Source organism: Mycolicibacterium wolinskyi str. Jessa 2025, assembly GCF_049241375.1.
In the GTDB taxonomy this organism is placed as follows: domain Bacteria; phylum Actinomycetota; class Actinomycetes; order Mycobacteriales; family Mycobacteriaceae; genus Mycobacterium; species Mycobacterium wolinskyi.
In genome coordinates, this window is record NZ_CP185960.1 from 3,011,405 (window position 1) to 3,029,182 (window position 17,778).

Annotated in this window: 17 protein-coding genes and 1 pseudogene; 13 read left to right on the top strand and 5 right to left on the bottom strand. The window is 68.4% G+C overall.

Annotated elements, in window-relative coordinates; all coding sequences use genetic code 11:
* Window positions 1-7: 7 nt before the first annotated feature.
* Entirely contained in the window at window positions 8-439 is a 432-nt protein-coding gene (locus tag ACOI2T_RS14825) for a hypothetical protein (protein ID WP_409501770.1), read from the bottom strand.
* Window positions 440-519: 80 nt separating this feature from the next.
* Between ACOI2T_RS14825 and ACOI2T_RS14830 the strand changes: the two genes are divergently transcribed.
* From ACOI2T_RS14830 to ACOI2T_RS14865, 8 genes are all read left to right on the top strand, one after another.
* Complete coding sequence (locus tag ACOI2T_RS14830; RefSeq protein WP_409501771.1) at window positions 520-1,179, top strand: TetR/AcrR family transcriptional regulator; 660 nt, start codon at window positions 520-522, stop codon at window positions 1,177-1,179.
* Between the two features lie 70 nt (window positions 1,180-1,249).
* The gene (pafA, locus tag ACOI2T_RS14835) at window positions 1,250-2,608 is read left to right on the top strand and encodes a Pup--protein ligase (protein WP_110775373.1); all 1,359 of its coding nucleotides are present in this window, start codon (window positions 1,250-1,252) and stop codon (window positions 2,606-2,608) included.
* 87 nt (window positions 2,609-2,695) lie between these two features.
* Window positions 2,696-3,688 carry a helix-turn-helix transcriptional regulator gene (locus ACOI2T_RS14840; protein ID WP_409501772.1) on the top strand — a complete coding sequence of 331 codons (993 nt, stop codon included), beginning with the start codon at window positions 2,696-2,698 and terminating at the stop codon, window positions 3,686-3,688.
* Between the two features lie 34 nt (window positions 3,689-3,722).
* Entirely contained in the window at window positions 3,723-4,679 is a 957-nt protein-coding gene (locus ACOI2T_RS14845) for a helix-turn-helix transcriptional regulator (protein ID WP_409501773.1), read from the top strand.
* Between the two features lie 30 nt (window positions 4,680-4,709).
* Window positions 4,710-4,958 (top strand): Sec-independent protein translocase subunit TatA, encoded by a 249-nt coding sequence (gene tatA, locus ACOI2T_RS14850; RefSeq protein WP_409501774.1) that lies wholly within the window; start codon window positions 4,710-4,712, stop codon window positions 4,956-4,958.
* A gap of 77 nt (window positions 4,959-5,035) precedes the next feature.
* Complete coding sequence (gene tatC, locus ACOI2T_RS14855; protein ID WP_067852875.1) at window positions 5,036-5,983, top strand: twin-arginine translocase subunit TatC; 948 nt, start codon at window positions 5,036-5,038, stop codon at window positions 5,981-5,983.
* Window positions 5,973-8,741 (top strand): DEAD/DEAH box helicase, encoded by a 2,769-nt coding sequence (locus tag ACOI2T_RS14860; RefSeq protein ID WP_409501775.1) that lies wholly within the window; start codon window positions 5,973-5,975, stop codon window positions 8,739-8,741. Before tatC ends, ACOI2T_RS14860 begins: the two co-directional genes overlap by 11 nt.
* A 41-nt stretch (window positions 8,742-8,782) precedes the next feature.
* Window positions 8,783-9,583, top strand: a complete 801-nt coding sequence (locus ACOI2T_RS14865) for a DUF4333 domain-containing protein (protein WP_067852871.1) — start codon at window positions 8,783-8,785, stop codon at window positions 9,581-9,583.
* Between the two features lie 3 nt (window positions 9,584-9,586).
* On the opposite strand, the gene ACOI2T_RS14870 is transcribed toward ACOI2T_RS14865, so the two are convergent.
* Window positions 9,587-10,510, bottom strand: a complete 924-nt coding sequence (locus ACOI2T_RS14870; protein ID WP_421877315.1) for a 5'-3' exonuclease — start codon at window positions 10,508-10,510, stop codon at window positions 9,587-9,589.
* A gap of 152 nt (window positions 10,511-10,662) precedes the next feature.
* On the opposite strand from ACOI2T_RS14870, the pseudogene ACOI2T_RS14875 reads away from it, so the two are divergent.
* Window positions 10,663-11,791, top strand: a pseudogene (locus tag ACOI2T_RS14875) (M24 family metallopeptidase).
* A gap of 371 nt (window positions 11,792-12,162) precedes the next feature.
* On the opposite strand, the gene ACOI2T_RS14880 reads toward ACOI2T_RS14875, so the two are convergent.
* A complete protein-coding gene (locus ACOI2T_RS14880) occupies window positions 12,163-12,576 on the bottom strand; it encodes a F420-dependent biliverdin reductase (RefSeq protein WP_067852867.1) in 414 nt (137 codons plus the stop codon).
* Between the two features lie 35 nt (window positions 12,577-12,611).
* Between ACOI2T_RS14880 and ACOI2T_RS14885 the strand changes: the two genes are divergently transcribed.
* From ACOI2T_RS14885 to ACOI2T_RS14900, 4 genes are read left to right on the top strand one after another with little or no spacing between them, the layout of a single operon-like run.
* Window positions 12,612-13,370: a decaprenylphospho-beta-D-erythro-pentofuranosid-2-ulose 2-reductase gene (locus ACOI2T_RS14885; RefSeq protein WP_409501778.1), complete on the top strand. Its 759-nt coding sequence runs from the start codon at window positions 12,612-12,614 to the stop codon at window positions 13,368-13,370.
* Window positions 13,367-14,545 (top strand): precorrin-6y C5,15-methyltransferase (decarboxylating) subunit CbiE, encoded by a 1,179-nt coding sequence (gene cbiE / locus ACOI2T_RS14890; RefSeq protein ID WP_409501779.1) that lies wholly within the window; start codon window positions 13,367-13,369, stop codon window positions 14,543-14,545. The genes ACOI2T_RS14885 and cbiE overlap by 4 nt, the downstream gene beginning before the upstream one ends.
* Window positions 14,542-15,297 carry a precorrin-4 C(11)-methyltransferase gene (gene cobM / locus ACOI2T_RS14895; protein ID WP_085149689.1) on the top strand — a complete coding sequence of 252 codons (756 nt, stop codon included), beginning with the start codon at window positions 14,542-14,544 and terminating at the stop codon, window positions 15,295-15,297. Before cbiE ends, cobM begins: the two co-directional genes overlap by 4 nt.
* Window positions 15,298-15,303: 6 nt before the next feature.
* The gene (locus ACOI2T_RS14900; RefSeq protein WP_409501780.1) at window positions 15,304-16,029 is read left to right on the top strand and encodes a cobalt-precorrin-6A reductase; all 726 of its coding nucleotides are present in this window, start codon (window positions 15,304-15,306) and stop codon (window positions 16,027-16,029) included.
* Here the strand turns inward: ACOI2T_RS14900 and ACOI2T_RS14905 are convergent.
* Window positions 16,013-17,077, bottom strand: a complete 1,065-nt coding sequence (locus ACOI2T_RS14905; protein ID WP_409501781.1) for a phosphotransferase family protein — start codon at window positions 17,075-17,077, stop codon at window positions 16,013-16,015. The two genes, ACOI2T_RS14900 and ACOI2T_RS14905, sit on opposite strands and share 17 nt — an antisense overlap.
* Window positions 17,074-17,706 carry a TetR/AcrR family transcriptional regulator gene (locus tag ACOI2T_RS14910; protein WP_409501782.1) on the bottom strand — a complete coding sequence of 211 codons (633 nt, stop codon included), beginning with the start codon at window positions 17,704-17,706 and terminating at the stop codon, window positions 17,074-17,076. Before ACOI2T_RS14910 ends, ACOI2T_RS14905 begins: the two co-directional genes overlap by 4 nt.
* Window positions 17,707-17,778: the final 72 nt, after the last annotated feature.

Consider the following 17,778-nt stretch of genomic DNA (forward strand, 5'->3'; position numbering starts at 1 on the left):
AGGGTTACTACGTCGCGCGCTCCGGCCGCCAGCCCACATACGTCAGCCACAGCCCCGTCGCCGTCAGCAGCAGGAAGAAGACCCGCGCGGCCACGAGCAGGCCCGGGCTGGTGACGGTCGCGTTCGCCCCGGAATCGATTGCCGACGGAATCGCCATCATCGCCAGCCCGCGCAACCCCACGAACCAGCCGAACAGCGAGATCAGCACGGCGGTGACGCTGTACCAGTACTGGTGGAACGCGATCACGACAAGGCCCATCACGAGCATGGCCGCGCCGAGCATCCACGGCAGGACAGCGTTGTCGAACAGGCCGCCGAGCAGGCCGGTGAGGTCGGGCAGCCGGATCGCGATGATCAGCGTCGCGAGCGCGACGAACGGGCCGAGCACGCGGGCGAACGACCGGGTGCGCTGTTGAGCTTCGAGGGTTGCCTGCGGCATGAGACTCCAATCAATAAACCGACGGACGGTCTATTTTTAGAGTAGGCTCGCGGAGAAGTCACCGTCAACAGGAGGTCGCGTTGGCCCGTCGCGTGAAGCCCGAGGAGTACGCCGCACGCCGGGGCGAGATCCTCGACGTCGCGCTGCAGCTCATGCATGACAAGGGCTACGAGAAGATGACCATCGACGACGTGCTGGCCAAGCTGCAGATGTCCAAAGGTGCGCTCTACCACTACTTCGGCTCGAAACAGGCGCTGCTGGAAGGCATCGTGGACGCGCTCGCCGAAAGCGCGTCGCGGCCGCTGCGCGCGGTTGTCGACGACGCCGGTCTCGGCGCGATCGACAAGCTCAACGCCTACATGAACGCGTCCGCCACCTGGAAGGCCGACAACCCGACGGCGGTGGCGACACTGGTCCAGCTGTGGCGCGACGAGAACGCGCTGTTCCGGCAGAAACTTGCCCAGGAGTCGATGCGCACCTCGGTGCCCATGCTCGAAGCGATCATCCGGCAGGGCTGCGACGAAGGCGTGTTCGACACCGCGTTCCCGCACGAGGCCGCGATGTTCATCGCGGGCCTGGACGGTGTACTGGCCGACGCCTACGCCGCCGCGATCGAACAGGACGGGCACAGCGGCATCGACATCAGCGGACCGCGCGCGCAACGCGTGCTCGGCGCATACCTGCAGGCGTTCGAGCGGATTCTCGGCATGACACCGGGCTCGCTGACTGTATCGGGATGAGCCGACTCGGGCGACGCGCAAACCACGCCTTGCCCACCGTTCCTGTGAGCCACCCCGTAAGCTCGATAACGTGCAGCGACGAATCATGGGCATCGAGACGGAATTCGGTGTGACCTGCACGTTCCATGGCCATCGCCGGCTCAGTCCCGACGAGGTCGCCCGCTATCTCTTCCGGCGGGTGGTGTCGTGGGGCCGCAGTTCCAACGTCTTCCTACGCAACGGCGCCCGGTTGTATCTCGATGTGGGCAGCCATCCCGAGTACGCGACCGCCGAATGCGACAACCTGATCCAGCTGGTCACCCACGACCGCGCCGGTGAGCGCGTCCTGGAAGATCTGCTGATCGACGCCGAACAGCGACTGGCCGACGAGGGCATCGGCGGCGACATCTACCTGTTCAAGAACAACACGGACTCGGCGGGCAACTCCTACGGCTGCCACGAGAATTACCTGATCGTGCGGGCCGGCGAGTTCTCGCGGATTTCCGACGTCCTGCTGCCGTTCCTCGTCACGCGTCAGCTCATCTGCGGCGCGGGCAAGGTGCTGCAGACGCCCAAGGCAGCCACGTTCTGCCTGAGCCAGCGCGCCGAGCACATCTGGGAGGGTGTCTCCAGCGCGACCACGCGCAGCCGCCCGATCATCAACACGCGCGACGAGCCGCACGCCGACGCCGAGAAGTACCGCCGCCTGCACGTCATCGTCGGCGACTCCAACATGTGCGAGGCGACCACCATGCTGAAGGTGGGCACCGCATCGCTCGTGCTGGAGATGATCGAGGCCGGGGTTCCGTTCCGCGACTTCTCGCTCGACAACCCCATCCGCGCGATCCGCGAAGTGAGCCACGACCTCACCGGTCGGCGTCCGGTCCGGCTCGCCGGCGGCCGCCAGGCCAGTGCGCTCGACATCCAGCGCGAGTACTTCACCCGCGCCGTGGAGTATCTGCAGACCCGCGAGCCGAACACCCAGATCGAACAGGTCGTCGACCTGTGGGGACGTCAGCTCGACGCGGTCGAGAGCCAGGATTTCGCGAAGGTCGACACCGAGATCGACTGGGTGATCAAACGCAAGCTGTTCCAGCGCTACCAGGACCGCTACAACATGGAGCTGTCCGACCCGAAGATCAGCCAGCTCGATCTGGCCTATCACGACATCAAGCGCGGTCGCGGGGTGTTCGATCTGCTGCAGCGCAAGGGCCTGGCCGCCAGGATCACCACCGACGAGGACATCGACGCCGCGGTCAACACGCCGCCGCAGACCACGCGAGCCAAACTGCGCGGCGAGTTCATCAGCGCCGCACAGGAAGCGGGCCGCGACTTCACCGTCGACTGGGTACATCTCAAGCTCAACGACCAGGCTCAGCGGACCGTGCTCTGCAAGGATCCGTTCCGGTCGGTCGACGAGCGCGTGAAGCGGCTGATCGCCAGCATGTAGCCCGGACGGCGGGCTGGGCCTCGTCCGGCGACACTTCCGGCCCGCCGATCTACGGTTGCGGACAACCGACGCCCTAAGCTGTTGCGAGTGGCGGTCTCCAAAGTCGAGCGGTTGATGAACCTCGTGATCGCACTGCTGTCCACCCGGACATTCCTGCCCGCCGAGAAGATCCGCACGAGTGTCGCCGGCTACGCCGACAGCCCCAGTGACGAGGCGTTCTCCCGGATGTTCGAGCGCGACAAGAACGAACTGCGCGATCTCGGCATCCCGCTGGAGACCGGCCGGGTGTCAAAGTTCGACCCGACAGAGGGTTACCGCATCAACCGGGACTCGTATGCGCTGCCGCCCGTGCAGCTGACGGCCGACGAGGCCGCCGCGGTGGCCGTGGCGACCCAGCTGTGGCAGTCACCCGAACTGGTCACCGCAACGCAGGGCGCACTGCTCAAGCTGCGCGCGGCGGGCGTCGACGTGGACGCCGACGACGCCGGGGTTGCCATCGCCTCCACCGCGACGCTTCCCGGGCTCCGCGGCTCCGAGGAGGTGCTGCGAATCCTGTTGTCCGCCATCGATTCCGGGCGCGCGGTGCAGTTCGAGCATCGTCCGATGCGCAGCGCCGAGTACACGACGCGCAACGTCGAACCGTGGGGCATCGTCACGCACCGCGGCCGGTGGTACCTCGTCGGGCACGACCGTGACCGCAACGACACCCGCACCTTCCGGCTGTCCCGCATCGACTCCGGAGTCAGGCCCGTCGGCCCGTCCGGCGTGGTGAGCAAACCCGACGGGGTGAACCTTCGCGAGATCGTCAGCCGCGTGGTGGCCGAGATGCCGACCGGGGAACAGGCCAAGGTGTGGATCGCCGGCGGGCGCGCGACCGCACTGCGCCGCCAGGCCGTTGCGACCGCGCCCCGGACGCTTGGCGGACGCGCGGGCGAGGAGATCACCGTCGACCTCGGGATGTCGGATCGGCTGGCCCGCGAGATCGCGAGTTACGGCGCGGATGCGGTGGCGCTCGAACCGCAATCCTTGCGCGATGAGGTGGTGGCGCGGTTGAGGGCGCAGGCGGGAGGCGGCCGGTAATGAGGGTCAGCGAGGAGCCGGAGGCGGATCGCGCATGAGTCAGGTGTCGACACGGCTGGTACGGCTGCTCAACATGGTTCCGTACTTCCAGGCGAATCCGAAGGTGACGCGGGCCGAGGCGGCGGCAGCGCTCGGCGTATCGGACAAACAGCTCGACGCCGACCTGGACCAGCTCTGGATGTGCGGCCTGCCCGGCTACAGCCCGGGCGACCTCATCGACTTCGACTTCGTCGGCGACACGATCCAAGTGACGTTCTCGGCGGGTGTCGATCACCCGCTGCGGCTCACGTCGACGGAAGCCACCGGGGTTCTGGTCGCGTTGCGTGCTCTGGTCGACGTGCCCGGCATGGTCGATCCCGAAGCCGCCCGCAGCGCGATCGCCAAGATCGAATCCGCCGCGGGCAGCCAGCGGGCCGCGGTCGAGGAGTCCATTCCGGCGGAATCCGGTGCGGCCGCGGCCGTGCGGGCCGCGGTGCGCGACGGTCGCGCCGTGACGCTGGAGTACTACTCGGCCTCGCGTGACTCGCTCACGAGCCGCACGGTCGATCCGATCCGTGTGGTCCTCGTCGGAGACAACAGCTACCTGGAGGCGTGGTGTCGCAGCGCTGAGGCGGTGCGGCTGTTCCGGTTCGACCGCATCGTCGACGCCCACCTGCTCGACGACCCGGCGGCGCCGCCTCCGCCCGCGGTCCAGGCCGGCCCCGACACGTCGTTGTTCGACGCCGATCCGGCGCTGCCGGCGGCCACGCTGCTGATCGAGCCTTCGGCGGCGTGGATGTTCGACTACTACCCGCTGCGCGTGGTCACCGAATTACCCGACGGTGCCTGCGAGGCGGCGATGACGTATGCGTCGGAGGAATGGATGGCGCGATTCGTCCTCGGGTTCGGTTCGGCAGTGCGGGTGCTGGCCCCGGACTCGTTGGCGCAGCGCGTCCAGCGGGCGGCCGCAGAGGCGCTGCGCGCGTACGACGCCGGCGCCGCACACGGGTAGACTCGCCTCAGACGTCTGGAGGTAACCAAATTGGGTGGTCTACAACCCTGGCACTGGGTCATTGTCATCGCGGTGTTCGTGCTGCTCTTCGGCGCCAAGAAGCTGCCGGACGCGGCCCGTTCACTCGGCAAGTCGATGCGGATCTTCAAGTCCGAGATCAAGGAGATGCAGTCCGAGTCCAAAGCGGAGGAGGCTGCACCCGCCAAGCCGATCACCTCCGAGCGTGTCGAGACGACGCCTGCTCCCGAGCAGCAGTCCCCGGACCGCCACACGGCCTGACTCGGCCGACATCCTGACCGCGGTCACCGGCCGCGTCGTGAGGCTGCGTCTCCCACAGGCCTGGTGAAGCAAAGCACGTGCAGACCCCCGGTATCTTCAAGAAGTTCGATCCCCGCCATCGGCGTTCGCGGGTCAATCCCGACGGCACCATGTCGCTGGTCGACCACCTCCAGGAACTCCGCAACCGACTACTGATCGCGGTTGCCGCGGTCGTCGTCACGACGATCTTCGGGTTCCTCTGGTACACCCACGGCATCTTCGGATTCCACAGCCTCGGCGAATGGCTGCGCGGCCCGTACTGCGCACTGCCCGCGTCGGCCCGGGCCAGCATCACGCCGGACGGGGAGTGTCGCCTACTGGCCACCGCGCCGTTCGACCAGTTCATGCTGCGCCTCAAGGTGGCCATGGCGGCCGGGGTGGTGTTGGCCTGCCCGGTGTGGCTCTACCAACTGTGGGCATTCATCACGCCCGGCCTGTACAAGAAAGAACGCCGGTTCGCGATGGTGTTCGTCGGCTTCGGCGCCGTGCTGTTCATCGCAGGCGCCGTGCTGGCCTACGTGGTGCTGGCCACCGCGCTGGGCTTCCTGCTGACGGTCGGCAGCGATGTCCAGGTCACCGCACTGTCCGGTGACAAGTACTTCGGGTTCCTGATCAACCTGCTGCTGGTGTTCGGCATCAGCTTCGAGTTCCCGCTGCTGATCATCATGCTCAACCTGGTCGGCATGCTCACCTACGAGCGGCTCAAGGCGTGGCGGCGCGGTCTGATCTTCGGCCTGTTCGTGTTCGCGGCGTTCGCGACGCCCGGCTCCGACCCGTTCACGATGCTCGCGTTGGCGTGCGCACTCACCGTGCTGTTGGAATTCGCCATCCAGGTGGCCCGGTTCAACGACAAACGCAAGGCTCGGCGCGAGGCCCTGGAAGTACCCGAGGACGAGGCGGCGCCGATCGGCGAAGCCGAGCCGATCGAGGCGCCGAGCCCGGTCTCCGCACCGTCTCGGCTCACGGTCGACGACGATGCCACCTGACGCCGATGTCGGGTCGCGTGGCGAACTGGGCCGGGAACTGGCCGCGTTCACCGCGCAGCTTCCGTTCGCACTCGACGGTTTTCAGCTGCGGGCCTGCCAGGCGCTGGAGAACGGGCACGGCGTCCTGGTGTGTGCGCCCACCGGCGCGGGCAAGACGGTCGTCGGCGAATTCGCCGTGCACCTGGCATTGGCGGCCGGCCGCAAGTGCTTCTACACCACACCGATCAAGGCGCTGAGCAACCAGAAACACAATGATCTCATCGCCCGCTACGGTGCGGAGAAGATCGGGCTGCTCACCGGTGACCAGTCCATCAACGGCGACGCCGACGTCGTGGTGATGACCACCGAAGTGCTGCGCAACATGCTGTACGCCAATTCACCGGCGCTGTACGGGCTTTCCCACGTGGTCATGGACGAGGTGCACTTCCTCGCCGACCGCATGCGGGGCGCGGTGTGGGAAGAGGTCATCCTGCACCTGCCCGAGGAAGTCCGGCTGGTGAGCCTGTCGGCCACGGTGAGCAACGCCGAGGAATTCGGTGGCTGGATCCAGACCGTGCGCGGCGACACCACGGTCGTCGTCGACGAGCACCGCCCGGTGCCGCTCTCGCAGCACATGCTGGTCGGCAAGCGGCTTTTCGATTTGTTCGAGGGCAGCGACAGCATGCTCGTCGACCCGAATCTGTTGCGCCACATCAGCCATCGCCGGGAAGCCGACCGGCTCGCCGATTGGCAGCCGCGTGGGCGCGGCCGCGCTCGGCCACCGCAGCTCTATCGCCCGCCGGGCCGGCCGGATGTGATCGCCAGCCTCGACTCCGCGGGCCTGCTGCCCGCCATCACGTTCGTGTTCTCGCGCGCCGGATGCGACGCCGCGGTCAAACAGTGCCTGCGCTCGCCGCTGCGGCTGACAACCCAAGAAGAGCGGGCGGCCATCGCCGCGGTGATCGACCGCCGCTGCGCCGATCTCGCCGAATCCGATCTGATCGTGCTGGACTATCACCAATGGCGCGAAGGGCTGTTGCGTGGCCTCGCCGCCCATCACGCCGGCATGCTGCCCGTCTTCCGGCACACCGTCGAGGAATTGTTCACCGCCGGTCTGGTGAAGGCCGTGTTCGCCACGGAGACACTGGCATTGGGCATCAACATGCCGGCCCGCACGGTTGTGCTCGAGCGGCTGGTGAAGTTCAACGGCGAACAGCATGTGCCGTTGACACCGGGGGAGTACACGCAGCTCACCGGCCGGGCCGGCCGTCGCGGCATCGACGTGGAGGGCCACGCCGTCGTGCTGTGGCGCCCCGACGACAGCACCGCCGAACCGGCCGAGGTCGCCGGCCTGGCCTCGACCCGCACGTTCCCGCTGCGCAGCTCGTTCGCGCCGAGCTACAACATGACCATCAACCTGGTGCAGCAGATGGGCCAGGAGCAGGCGCACGCACTGCTCGAGCGGTCGTTCGCCCAGTATCAGGCCGACCGATCCGTGGTCGGGCTCGTGCGGGGCATCAGCCGCGGTGAACGGATGCTCGCCGAGATCGCCGCCGAACTCGGCGGCGCCGACGAACTCGGCGGTGAAGACGCGCCCATTCTCGACTACGCGCGGTTGCGCGCCAAGATCGGCGAACGCGAACGCGCCCAGTCGAGAGCCTCACGGCTGCAACGGCGTAAGGCCGCCAACGACGCGCTCGCCGACCTGCGCCGCGGCGACATCATCACCATCACGCACGGCCGCCGCGGCGGGCTGGCCGTCGTCCTCGAACCCGACCGCGACCCTGACGACCCGCGACCGCTCGTACTGACCGAACACCGTTGGGCCGGGCGTATCTCGTCGGCCGACTACTCGGGTGCCTCGGCCCGGCTCGGCGCGATGACACTGCCCAAACGCGTCGAGCACCGTCAGCCCCGCGTGCGCCGCGATCTGGCGTCGGCCCTGCGGTCGGCGGCCGCCGGGCTGGACGTGCCGTCGAACAAATCGCGCCGCGGCGCACCAGAGCGCGACGTTGATCCGGAGCTTGCGGGTCTTCGCGAACAGCTGCGCCGCCATCCGGCCCACCACTTGCCCGACCGCGAGGACCTCGTGCGGGTGGCCGAGCGTTATCTGCGGATCGAACGCGACAACGCCCAGATCCAACAGAAAGTCGCGGCAGCGACGAATTCACTGGCCCGCACGTTCGACCGGATCGTGGCGCTGCTGAGCGAACGCGGCTTCATCGAAGCCGACGGCGGCGAGCAGCGCGTGACCGATGCGGGCCGGCTGCTCGCCCGCATCTACAGCGAGAGTGACCTTCTGGTGGCCGAGTGTCTGCGCAACGGTGCCTGGGATGGGTTGCAGCCGGCCGAACTGGCAGGCGTGTTGTCTGCCGTGCTGTTCGAGGCGCGCGGCGATTCGCCGGGGGTGCCGCCGGGAGTCGACGCTCCGACAGCGGGATTGCGCCGCGCGCTGGTCGCGACCCGGCGACTGTCGGCCGATCTACGCGCCGACGAGCAGCGCCACCGCATCGCCCCGAGCCGCGAACCCGACGAGGGGTTCGTCGCGGCGATCTACCGCTGGGCCACGACGGGTGATCTGGCAACCGCACTCGCCGCTTCGGACGTGGCGGGTTCGGGCTCGCCGTTGCCCGCAGGCGATTTCGTGCGGTGGTGTCGTCAGGTGCTCGATCTGCTCGACCAGGTGCGCAACGCGGCGCCCACACCCGCGCTGCGCAATACCGCGAAACGCGCCATCAACGATGTTCGACGCGGCGTCGTGGCTGTTGATGCGGGGTAGTGTGTGGCAACGGTGATAGCGAACTCAGATCAAGGAGAATCATGAGCGGACCGCAGGGATCTGATCCCTCGCAGCCGTGGCCCGGTCAGCAACCGGAGCCCGGCAGGGATCAGCCGTCGGGCGGCGAGGCGTGGCAACCGCCGGCCGGGGGTTCCGATGACCCGACCACCCACACTCCCGCGTGGCAGCCGCCCGCATACACCCAGCAACCGCAGCAGCAGTACCCGCAGTACCAGCAGCCGTCGCAGCCGGGGTACGGCCAGCAGCCGCAGCAGCCGCAGTACCCGTCGACCGAGCAGTTCGGCCAGCAGCAGGGTTACCCCGGCCAGTACGGCCAGCCGGGTCAAGCCGGTCAGCCGGGACAGCCCGGCCAGTATGGTCAGCCGGGTCAGTACGGCCAGCCGGGCCAGTACGGTCAGCAACCGCAATATGGACAGCCCGGACAATTCGGCCAGCCCGGTCAGTTCGGCCAGTACACCCCGCCCGGCGCCGCCGACGGATCCAAGCGGTCGCTCGGTGTCATCGGCGGGATCGTCGGCGGTCTGGTCGCATTGGTGATCATCGCCGTCGCGGTCACCGCGTTCTGGCTACCGGGCTGGGCGGTGACGACTCAGCTCGACATCAACAAGGCCCAGAGCGGTGTTCAGCAGATCCTGACCGACGAGACCAACGGGTATGGCGCCAAGAACGTCAAGGACGTCAAGTGCAACGACGGCGAGAACCCCACGGTGAAGAAGGGTGACACCTTCACGTGCGAGGTCAGCATCGACGGCACCAAGCGTCAGGTCACGGTGACCTTCCAGAACGACGACGGCACCTACGAGGTCGGCCGGCCGAAGTAGCCGTCAGCCGGGCAGTTGGTCAAGGGCCGTCTGCAGTCGACTGATCGAGGAGCTCACGCCGTACGCCGCGGCCAGCTCGGCGACCCGCCCCGGGTCGCCGGCGGCCAGCGGTAACGCGTCGGTCGGAGTCGACATTTTCACCGGCGCATCGGTGGCAACCCGCACCACCGGCTCGGCCGCCGCGATGTAATCCGCCGCGGCGAGCAATTTCGTCCGATGTGCTTTCGACAGACTGGATTTCGGGTCGTCGGCGGCCGCCTGGATGGCGCTCAGTGAGCCGAAACGGGCCAGCAGCGAGGCTGCGGTCTTCTCGCCGATGCCTGCGACGCCGGGCAGCCCGTCGGACGGGTCGCCGCGCAGCAGAGCCAGCTCCGCATATGCCGCGCCGGCGCGCTCGACCGGCACACCGTATTGCTCGGCCACTTCCGCGGGGCCGAACTTCACGGCCTTGGCGAGGCCCCGACCGATGTAGAGCACGCGGACCGGTGGCTTCGGTTCGTCGCGCACGAGCTGCAGCAGGTCGCGGTCGCCGCTGACCACCACGACGGGATCACGCTGTTCGCGGCCGGCGAGCGTGCCGAGCACGTCGTCGGCCTCGAACCCCGCCGCGCCGGCCGTCGGGATACCGAACGCGTCCAGCAACTCCATGATCATGCCGACCTGGGGCGTGAGCTCGTCGGGAACTTCCTCGATGTCGGGCACACCGTCCGGCTCCGGCTCGGCCACCCGGTGAGCTTTATAGGACGGGATCAGCTCGACCCGCCAGTGCGGCCGCCAGTCGTCGTCGCGGCACACCACCAGGCGCGACGGCCGTTCCCGGCCGACCAGGGTGGCGATCGAGTCCAGGAAGCCGCGGACGGCGTTCACGGGCCGGCCGTCGGGCGCCTTGATCGACGACGGCACACCGAAGTACGAGCGAAACCACATGCTGGCGCCGTCGAGCAGCAGGACAGAACTCAATTGATCCTCCGGAACAGGTAGGAGGCCGCGGTGACGGCGTCGGGGTCGGCGGCGAGGTCGCGGATATCACGCAACATTCCAGCGACAGTAGCGGGTCGGCAGCGATTAGCCTCGATGCCATGACGATCAGCCGATTCAGTACAGACGTCTATGCCCAGCGGCTGCGGGCGGCCGCGGCCGCAGCCGCGGAGGCCGGCGCTGGCCGGCCTGGTCATCACGCCCGGCTATGACCTGCGCTACCTGGTCGGCTCGCGCGCTCAGACGTTCGAACGGCTGACGGCTCTCGTGTTGCCCGCCGACGGCGCCCCCACCATCGTGGTGCCGCGCCTCGAGCTGGCCTCGCTCAAGGAATCGGCAGTCACCGAACTCGGTGTTGCAGTGGCTGATTGGGTTGACGGCGAGGACCCGTACCGGCTCGTGGTCGACGCGCTCGGGGGAGCGCCCGTCGCCGTCGCGGTGACCGATTCCATGCCCGCGCTGCACCTGCTACCGCTGGCCGAGATGCTCGGCGTCGTACCCGTACTCGCGACCGACGTGCTGCGGCGGCTGCGCATGATCAAGGACTCCGCCGAGATCGACGCCCTGCGCAAGGCGGGCGCGGCGATCGACCGGGTACACGCCAGGGTGCCCGAGTTCCTGGTGCCGGGCCGCACCGAGGCCGACGTCGCCGCCGACATCGCCGAAGCGATTGTCGCCGAAGGACATTCGGAGGTCGCGTTCATCATCGTCGGGTCCGGTCCGCATGGCGCCGATCCGCACCACGAATGCTCGGACCGCGAACTCAAGAAGGGGGACATCGTCGTCGTCGACATCGGTGGCCCCTACGAGCCCGGCTACAACTCCGACTGCACCCGCACCTACAGCATCGGTGAGCCCGACCCCGAGGTGGCGCGACGCTACGCGGTACTGCAGCGCGCTCAGGCGGCCGCGGTTTCCGCGGTGCGGCCCGGGATCACCGCCGAGCAGGTCGACGCCGCGGCGCGCGACGTGCTTGCCGCCGAAGGTCTGGCCGATGCGTTCGTGCACCGCACCGGGCACGGCATCGGCCTGTCGGTGCACGAGGAGCCCTACATCGTGGCGGGCAACGACCTGCCGCTCGAGGCGGGCATGGCGTTCAGTGTCGAGCCCGGCGTGTACTTCCCGGGGCAATGGGGTGCGCGTATCGAGGACATCGTCGTCGTCACCGAAGACGGGGCGCTGTCGGTCAACAACCAGGCGCACGATCTCGTCGTGGTGCCCGTGCGGTAGGTGCCCCGGCTGGGCGGCCGGGTGATCGGTGTGGTCGGTTCGCCCGCCTATTAGCGACAATGTCGCTCAAATCGCCTCAGCGGTCTCAGCGGCATCGCCGGTCACAGTGGGCGTGGTCACATCTGTCTCGGAAGTGACGCCCTGCCACATCGGTCTCAGTGGTTGCGTGCCCGTCCTGCGAGCGACAATGTCGCTCGTATGCGGGCAGCCGAAATCGCGTTACGAGTGAGAATGCTGAGGCAGAAGTGTCAGCAGTTACCTGCAGTGTGGGACTCCAGTGACACATGGTGTCGGTGGGACGTCGTCAGCGACATTGTCGCTCGTAGGCGGGCCGACCGGTAAGGCCCCGATAGGCCGGGATTCAGGCAGGTTCAGGCCGGTCCGCGGTCGAGCAGTTCAGAGGAGCCCAGCACCCGTTCGATGCGGACCTCGATCACGACGCGTCGCGGATTCACTCGTGGGGTCCGGTAGCGCTGGGCGTAGCGCAGCTCGGCGTCGCGTACCGCGTCGGCATCGGTGCTCACGGTCGACTTGCCCTCCAACGACAGCCATCGGGCACCGTCGACCTGGCTGAGCACCGCGACGCCACGCTCGTGGGCGTTGACGGCCTTCTGCGACCCGCCCGTGGTGATGACCCGGGCGATGTGCGTCTTGGGATCGAAGGTGAACCCGACGGCCACGACGTGCGGGGAATTGTCCGAGCGCAGCGTGGTCAGCATCGCCAGATGGCGTTCGGTGAGAAACGCCAGCGCGTCGTTCGTGAGCCGGGTGGTTGCCTTCGCCATCGATGTCCAAACTAGCGCAGGACATAATCGCTGCCATGAAAGACACGGCTGACACGGATCGTCGTGTCGTGGTTGTTTTCGGTGGCCGCAGTGAGATCGGCACCGAGCTCGCAGTTCGGCTGGCCTCGGGGGCCACCGTGGTGTTGGCCGCCCGAGGCGCCGACCGGCTCACCGAGCAGGTCGACGCGGTGCGCGCAGCGGGTGCGGCGGCCGTGCACACCTGCGAGTTCGATGCCGACGACGTCGCATCGCATCCGGGGCTCGTCGATGCGATCGAATCCGAGCACGGCCGGATCGACACCGCGGTTCTGGCGTTCGGAGTGTTGGGGGATCAGGCCCGCGCCGAGACCGACGCCGCGCACGCCGTCGCCGTCGTCCACACCGACTACGTCGCGCAGGTGAGTCTGCTGACGGTCCTCGCTCAGCGCATGCGCGCGGCGGGACGCGGCCGGCTCGTGGTGTTCTCCTCGATCGCCGGTGCGCGGGTGCGCCGCGCGAACTACGTCTACGGGTCGGCGAAGGCCGGACTCGACGGTTTCGCATGTGGCCTGTCGGATGCGCTGCATGGGACCGGCGTGCAATTGCTCATCGTGCGGCCCGGTTTCGTGATCGGGCGGATGACCGAAGGCATGGACCCGGCCCCGTTCTCCAGCACGCCGGCCCAGGTCGCCGATGCGGTCGCGGAGGCACTCGCCCGGGGCAAACGTGCGGTGTGGGTGCCGTGGGCGATCCGGCCGATGATCTTCGTGACGCGGTTTGTGCCGCAGATGATCTGGCGGAGGATGCCGCGATGATCATTGTGGTGGGCATCGGGGCCGACGGCATGACGGGGTTGTCGGCGGCCGCGCGCGCGGAGTTGGCCAGGGCGAAGGTGGTCTACGGCTCACGACGCCAGCTCGACCTGCTCGACGACACCGTGACGGCAGATCGCCGGGCCTGGCCGTCGCCGATGCTGCCCGCGCTGCGCACGCTTCTGGACGGCGCCGACCAAGACGTTCACGTGGTGGCCAGCGGCGATCCCATGTTGCACGGGATCGGCAGCGTGCTGATCCGGATGTACGGTCCGGACGCCGTCGCCGTGCTGCCGCACGTATCGAGCGTGACGCTGGCGTGCGCGCGGATGGGGTGGTCGGTGCAGGACACCGAGATCATCAGTCTGGTCACCGCCCAACCACATACCGCGGTGCGGCGCGGTGGGCAGGCCGTGGTGTTGTCGCGTGACAGCACAACGCCCGCCGCCCTCGCGAAGTTGTTGGCCGAGACCGGGCGTGGCGACTCCGAGCTGACGGTGCTCGAACAGCTCGGCGGGCCAAGGGAACTGCGTCGTTCGGCCGCCGCGCAGGAGTGGGCGATGCGCCCGCCGCGTGACGTCGACGCGCTCAACGTCATGGCCGTGCGCTATCTGCCCGACGACCGGATGCTGACCACCCTGCCGGACGACGTGTTCGACCACGACGGACAGATCACGAAGCAGGCCATGCGTGCGGTCACCATGGCTGCGCTCGCGCCCCGGCCCGACGAACTGCTGTGGGACGTCGGCGCGGGGTCGGGCAGCATCGCGATCGAGTGGTGCCGAAGCGGAGCAGGCTGTCGCGCGGTCGCATTCGAACGCGACGACGCGCGGCGTGACCGGATCACCCGCAACGCGGCCGCGTTCGGGGCCAGGGTCGAGGTGCGTGACGGGGCACCCGAGGCCTTCGACGGCGCGGACCAGCCTGCCGCGATCTTCATCGGCGGCGGCGTCACCCAGGCCGGTTTGGTCGACGCGTGTTACGAGCGGTTGCCCACCGCGGGCAGGCTCGTGGTCAACGCCGTCACGGTCGAGTCAGAAGCGCTAGTCGCACAGTGGTATTCGAAGGAAGGTGGCGAGTTGCGGCGGTATCAGCACTATCGGGGCGGCGCAGTCGGTGGATTCACCGCGTGGCGCCCGGCGCTGCCCGTCACGCAGTGGTCGGTGGTCAAGCGATGACGGTGTACTTCATCGGCGCCGGACCGGGTGCGGCCGATCTCATCACCGTGCGGGGCCAGCGGTTGCTCAGCAGCTGCCCGGTATGCCTCTACGCCGGGTCGATCATGCCCGCCGATCTGCTTGCCCTGTGCCCGGCCGACGCGAAGGTGGTGGACACCGGGCCGCTGAACCTCGACCAGATCGTCGACGAACTGGTCACGGCAGACCGGGCCGGTCTCGATGTCGCGCGCCTGCACTCCGGAGATCCGTCGATCTACAGCGCACTGGCCGAACAATGCCGCAGGCTCGACGCACTGGGCATCGAGTACGAGATCGTGCCGGGCGTACCGGCTTTCGCCGCCGTCGCCGCGGTGCTCGGCCGGGAGCTCACGGTTCCCGGTGTCGCGCAAACCGTCACGCTGAGCCGGGTCGCCACGTTGTCGACCGCGATGCCGGAGGGTGAGGACCTGCGCACGCTCTCGCGGCCCGGGGCGACGCTGGTGTTGCATCTGGCCGCCGCGCAGATCGACGCCATCGTGCCGCAGCTCATCGACGGCGGGTACCGGCCCGAGACGCCCTGTGCCGTGGTGGCTTTCGCCAGCTGGCCCGAGGAAATCGTCCTGCGGGGCACCCTGGCCGACATCGCCGAGAAGATGCACGCCGCGCAGGTGACCCGCACGGCAGTGATCGTGATCGGCGACGTGCTCGCCGCCGAGGGCTTCACCGACAGCTATCTGTATTCGTCCGGCCGGCGCCGCGGCAGCAGGCACTGACCGACGATGAAGATCCTGTTGCTCGGCGGGACGGGGGAGGCGCGCGCGCTGGCTGCGGCGCTGCACCCCGACGTCGAGGTGATCAGCTCGCTGGCCGGCCGCGTGCCCGATCCGGCGCTGCCGGTCGGCGAGGTGCGCGTCGGTGGGTTCGGCGGGGTCGACGGGATGCGCCGTTGGCTCGTGGATTCCGCCGTCGACGGCGTGGTCGACGCGACGCATCCATTCGCCGCGACCATCACCGCGCATGCCGCACAGGTCTGCGCCGAATTGCGGTTACCGCATCTGGTCCTGGCCCGGCCGGCCTGGCCGCCCGGCGACGCGATCCTGGTGGGATCGGACACCGAGGCCGCGAAAGTGATCACGCAACAGCGGTTTTCGCGGATCTTCCTGACCACCGGGCGGTCGGGCACCACGGCCTTCCGCGACGTGGACGCGTGGTTTCTGATCAGAGCCGTCACGGAGCCGGACGCCGAAACGCTGCCGGCCCGCCATGAGCTACTGCTGTCGCGCGGCCCCTATCACTACGAGGGTGAGCTGGCGCTGTTGCGCGAACACGACATCGACGCGCTGGTGACCAAGAACAGCGGCGGCGACATGACCCAGCCGAAGCTGCGGGCCGCGGCCACGGCGGGGGTCGCGGTGGTGATGGTGGACCGCCCTCCGCTGCCCGAGGGCGTGCGATCCGTCGCCACGGTCGACGAAGCGCAGGCGTGGGTCAGAGCGCTGCGATGAGGTCGAGCGTGCCGAGCTCGCGGATCGCCTGACATCCACGCTCGGCCATCACGACCATCATGTCGTCACCGCGTTCGGTGGACGTCGCGAACGCACACCCCAACACGGTGATCAGCGGTGCCTGCAGCATGCCCAATCGGTAATCGCGCCAACAGGTCTCACGGTCGTATCCAGTGACGCCGTGGCGGCACAGCGTGCGGTGGTACTCGTCGACCAGATCGGCTTCGGCCGCCGCCCGGGTCTCGGGCAGCAAGCTGGTCGCGGTGAAATACGACAGGTCGCGGGCCGGCAGCCCGGAGCCGAGAGTCTGCCAGTCCACCACCGTGATGCGGGTGCGGTCGGGGTCGAACAGCATGTTGTCGAGACGGTAATCGCCGTGCAGCACGGTGAACCGGTCGGGTTCGGCCAGCAGCCACGGAGTCACCACGGACATTGCCGCGCTCAAGGTTTCGCGATTCTCGGCGCTCATGCGATCACCGAGTTTGTCGAGGGTGATGTCGGCGGCCATCTTGGCGATGTCGCCGAAGCCCTTCGCCGAATCCGGTTCGGGCTTGGGCATGGCGATACCGGGGAAGTTCGCCCATCGCGCATCGCACCATGTCGGCCCGTGCAGGTCGGCCAGCGCCCGAACGGCAAGCGCGGCCTCGTCGCGGGTGCAGCCGGCGATCTGGTCGCCCTGGACCGCAGGCGCCATATCGGCCAGCAGCAGCACGAAGTCGGCTCCCTCACCGGCGATCTCGCAGTGATGGCAGTGCGGCACCGGAATCTGCACGTGGTCGGCGACATTGGTGTAGAACGCGTGCTCGGAGCGGTATCCGATGACGACGCGGTCGCGCACGGTGTCGTCCTGCGACGGGAGCTTGATCGCGAACGTCGCGGGCAGATCCGTCGAGCCCTGGTAGGTGACCGACACCCGATACGTCGCACCGGTCTGGCCGGTGCCGATCGGTGCGGTCGCCACCGAACTGACCTCGACCCCGAGGACCGTCGACAGCCACGACGAGGTGACGTCGGCCGGCCTGCTGGGGATCGACACCGCCGCGGTCACCGCACCACTCCGTAGATCGTGCCCATCCACATGGCCTCCGCACCTTCCAGCAGTTGACGGCGGGTCAGCGGCCCGCCGATGATGAGCCGCTCCACCAGTCGGTCGTTGAACTCCATCAGCAGGCTCGCGAGAACGTGTGCGTCCGCCCCGTCCGGCGCGCGGCCGCTCGCGCGCTCGGCGGTGATCACCGCGGCGACCGTGGGCACGAACGATTCGCGAGCCTGATCCCACATGTCTCGCACCGCCCCGCTGACTCCGCGCGCCTCCAGCATGGCCTGGAACAGGTAGCGGTGGTCTTCGGCCGTCCGGAGTACCGCGTCAAGCGTGTCGTGTATCCGTGCGCGCGGCGGCGCGGTGGTGTCGGCCAGGATGTTGTTCGCGGCGAGCAGCGCGTCGTGCATCGGCTCGAGCAGCGCGGCGACCGCGGCCGCCTTGTTCTCGAAGTAGAAGTAGAAAGCCGATCGGCCGACCCCGGCCTGCCGCGCGACTTCGGCGATGTTGAGCGCGTCGAAGCCGGTCTGCATCAGGTGCTCGTCGAGCGCCTCCAGGATCGCGGTGCGGCGCTGATCGCTGCGCTGGGGTTGTCGACGATCGATCGGCGAACGTACCGATGCGCCCTGCTGTGCCACGCGTCTCCCATCGAACAGGTGTGACGCCGGACACTAATCGGGATTCTGACAGCAGTCAATAAAAATCGACGA

Excerpts from the sequence above, each read along its gene's own strand:
- ACOI2T_RS14825 (WP_409501770.1), bottom strand. The coding sequence starts at position 439 with ATGCCGCAGGCAACCCTCGAAGCTCAACAGCGCACCCGGTCGTTCGCC.
- ACOI2T_RS14845 (WP_409501773.1), top strand. The coding sequence starts at position 3,723 with ATGAGTCAGGTGTCGACACGGCTGGTACGGCTGCTCAACATGGTTCCG.
- ACOI2T_RS14860 (WP_409501775.1), top strand. The coding sequence starts at position 5,973 with ATGCCACCTGACGCCGATGTCGGGTCGCGTGGCGAACTGGGCCGGGAA.
- ACOI2T_RS14865 (WP_067852871.1), top strand. The coding sequence starts at position 8,783 with ATGAGCGGACCGCAGGGATCTGATCCCTCGCAGCCGTGGCCCGGTCAG.
- ACOI2T_RS14870 (WP_421877315.1), bottom strand. The coding sequence starts at position 10,510 with ATGTGGTTTCGCTCGTACTTCGGTGTGCCGTCGTCGATCAAGGCGCCC.
- ACOI2T_RS14880 (WP_067852867.1), bottom strand. The coding sequence starts at position 12,576 with ATGGCGAAGGCAACCACCCGGCTCACGAACGACGCGCTGGCGTTTCTC.
- ACOI2T_RS14885 (WP_409501778.1), top strand. The coding sequence starts at position 12,612 with ATGAAAGACACGGCTGACACGGATCGTCGTGTCGTGGTTGTTTTCGGT.
- cbiE (WP_409501779.1), top strand. The coding sequence starts at position 13,367 with ATGATCATTGTGGTGGGCATCGGGGCCGACGGCATGACGGGGTTGTCG.
- cobM (WP_085149689.1), top strand. The coding sequence starts at position 14,542 with ATGACGGTGTACTTCATCGGCGCCGGACCGGGTGCGGCCGATCTCATC.
- ACOI2T_RS14900 (WP_409501780.1), top strand. The coding sequence starts at position 15,304 with ATGAAGATCCTGTTGCTCGGCGGGACGGGGGAGGCGCGCGCGCTGGCT.